The organism is Halanaerobiales bacterium, from assembly GCA_035270125.1.
Classification (GTDB): domain Bacteria; phylum Bacillota; class Halanaerobiia; order Halanaerobiales; family DATFIM01; genus DATFIM01.
The window spans coordinates 1-2,996 of sequence record DATFIM010000002.1; the positions used below are offsets into that span (position 1 = coordinate 1).

Consider the following 2,996-nt stretch of genomic DNA (forward strand, 5'->3'; position numbering starts at 1 on the left):
AAGTACACTATCAAGTTGTTCTTTTAACAGATTTTTAGAAACTGTAGAAGAAGGTTCTGGAGTCTTTGTATCTTCAATAAAGTCACCCAGACTACTATCTTCTTCCTCACCAATTGGAGTATCAAGTGAGACTGACTCCTGAGCGATTTTCTTAATTTCACTAACTTTATCAGCTGAAATATCCATTTCTTCCGCAATTTCTTCAGGAGTAGGTTCTCTACCTTTTTCCTGTAAAAGCTGTCTTTGAATTTTTATTAACTTATTATTTTTTTCTACCATATGAACTGGTACCCTAATAGTTCTACCCTGATCAGCAATAGCTCTAGTTATTGCCTGTCTAATCCACCAGGTTGCATAGGTACTAAACTTATAACCTTTAGTATAATCAAATTTTTCTACAGCTTTCATAAGTCCCATATTGCCTTCCTGAATTAAATCTAAAAATGACATACCTTTACCAACATATTTTTGGCAATACTTACAACCAGTCTTAAATTTGCTTCAACTAATTGACTTTTAGCTTCTTCATCGCCTTCTTCAATTCTTTTAGCTAATTCTACTTCTTCCTGTTTGTCAAGTAAATCGACCTGTCCGATACCTTTTAAATACATTCGAACCGGGTCATCTGTCGCCCCTTCTGCTGAAATACTAATATTTTTCAATTTACCGTCATCATCTGAATCATCATCGTCATCATCAGAATCACTTTTTTTAGTAGATTTTTTCTTTTTATTTTTCTTTTTATTAGATTCACTAGTTGATTTATCTGAATTTGAATCATTTTTTTCATCTTCATCGATAATATCTATATCCTCATCATCAAGTATTTTATATACATCAACTAAATTATCATCATCTAAATCAAAATCACTTAAAACTTCATCAATTTCAGCAGAAGTTAATTCACCATTTTCTTTCCCTTTCTGAACTAGTTCACTTACTTTTTTCATCGCTTTATCTTTGTTTTGAGACAAGCAAACACGCCCCCTCTTTATTTTATTTCCATGTTATTATTATTATAGATATATCGGCAAAACCCTGCAAAAAAATTATATTTTTAATTGTTAAAATATTAAAATAAACTCTAAAGTCTGATATGACGCAGATTTTGTCAAAATTTTTTATTAAGATTTATTATTAATATTATTAATTTCCCATAAAAAAAAGAGTAGGCTTTTACACCTACTCTAAAAAACTTTCTAACTTCATTATTTTAAATTTATATTTACTGAACTACTTCATAACCCTTATTTGTCCAACCATAAGGTTTGTTAGATGGAGTTCCAATACCACCATTAAGTGATACAGCATCATAACCTAACATTCTTAATCCAGCAACAGTCTGACCGGCTGTTTGACCTGTATAACAATATACTACTATCTTTTTGTCTTTTGGTAGTTGACCAAAGTTTTCCTGCATTCCTTTACCCCAGGCAATATTCATTGCATTTGGAATATGACCTTCTGCATAAGCATCAGGTTGTCTGATGGAAAGAATAACAATATCTTCAGAATCTAAAATCATATTAAGCATATCTTCACTGATTTTATAATTTTTATACATTGTTCCATTTACATCTTCTAAGCCTTCAAGATAATCTACTGTAGTTTTTTTAACTTCAGCATTAATTTCATAAGATGTTTCTCCACCAAGCTCATTTGCTTTAGTTTCTACAGCTGCTTTATAACCATCAACTTCTGAAATACCTAGATTCCAGCCAAATTTGACAGATTCTGCTTCAAAACCAGCAAAATTAAGAAGTCCTACTATTTGATTTGCAGTTTGGCCAGTATAACAATAAACATAAATAGTTTTGTCTCCAGGAAGTTTATCTAAATTATTTGCTATTTGACCTGAACCCCAGGGAAGATTAATAGCTCCTTTAACATGACCTTCCTTATAAACATCAGGCTGTCTAATATCAAGAATAAATAGATCTTCACCAGCTTTCACCTTTTCAACAAAAGTTTCCTGACCTATCATCGCATTATTAGAAGGAAGGTTAGCAAAATAACTATCTACTGCCTCTTCTACCTCATCTGAAACTGCCATTGCCGGACTTGATACAAGTAAACCTACCATTAGAACTAATGAAAGTGTAAATAAAATTAATTTGTTTCTTCTCATTTAAAATTCCTCCTTGTAGTTTTGTGTAATTTATACTAAATTAAAATTTTAACTAAATTATGACCCATCCTGAAAGTTAGTTTCAGTTGATGATCCTTCTGGAACCTCTACAGGTAATGAAGTATCAGAACCCCATTGCATCCAGGCTGCATCATAAATTTTTAAGTCTCTATAACCTGCATTATGCAAAGCTAAATAAGTCTGAGCAGCTCTTATAGAGGTTTTACAATACATAATTACAGTTTGATCTGGATTTACATCATTGTCTGGATAAATTTCCAAAATTTCATCTATAGATTTATAAGTTCCATCTGGATTATTGTTTTCTATATAATTTATATGAATTGAATCTGGAATAGTACCTCTTTGAAATTCTTCCTGTGTTCTAACATCTAAAAGAACAACATCATCACTGGGATTATTAACCTGTTCTAATACTTCATCTCTTGTAGCAATCATGTCAGTATTCTTTTCATCTGCTTCAAACTGAGTAGTTTCTACCTCAGGCTCTTCATTAGTTGTGGTCACAGCTCCTGCTTTTTGCAGTGCTTTTAGTCCACCGCTAACTACCTGAACATTTTCATGGCCATAAACCCTCATTGTCCACCATAAACGAGCAGCGTCCATATTATTATTGCTGTCATAGGCAATTACTCGCATATTATTTGAAATTCCATTTTCACTTAAAGTCTCTTCAATTTTACTTGCTGGGGCGAGCATGTTTGGAAATGGCCCTAATACAGTTATATCACTTCTAGAAATATTTACTGTATCTTTTATGTGACCATTACTATAATCACCTGAACTTTGAGCATCAACAAGTATAGTATTTTCTTCTTTTACTACCTCTAATGCTTTTTCAGCTGTA

Annotated in this window: 2 protein-coding genes and 1 pseudogene; all 3 read right to left on the reverse strand. The window is 32.0% G+C overall.

The genetic code is table 11. The features are described 5' to 3' along the window. Window positions 1-950 (reverse strand): annotated as a pseudogene (locus tag VJ881_00035) (sigma-70 family RNA polymerase sigma factor). Between the two features lie 275 nt (window positions 951-1,225). Further along, window positions 1,226-2,128 carry a rhodanese-like domain-containing protein gene (locus VJ881_00040; GenBank protein HKL74433.1) on the reverse strand — a complete coding sequence of 301 codons (903 nt, stop codon included), beginning with the start codon at window positions 2,126-2,128 and terminating at the stop codon, window positions 1,226-1,228. Between the two features lie 57 nt (window positions 2,129-2,185). Further along, on the reverse strand, window positions 2,186-2,996 hold an 811-nt coding region (locus tag VJ881_00045; GenBank protein ID HKL74434.1), incomplete at its 5' end, for a sulfurtransferase.

Bases quoted from the DNA above. Each gene is read 5' to 3' on its own strand.
- VJ881_00040 (HKL74433.1), bottom strand. From the start codon at position 2,128: ATGAGAAGAAACAAATTAATTTTATTTACACTTTCATTAGTTCTAATG.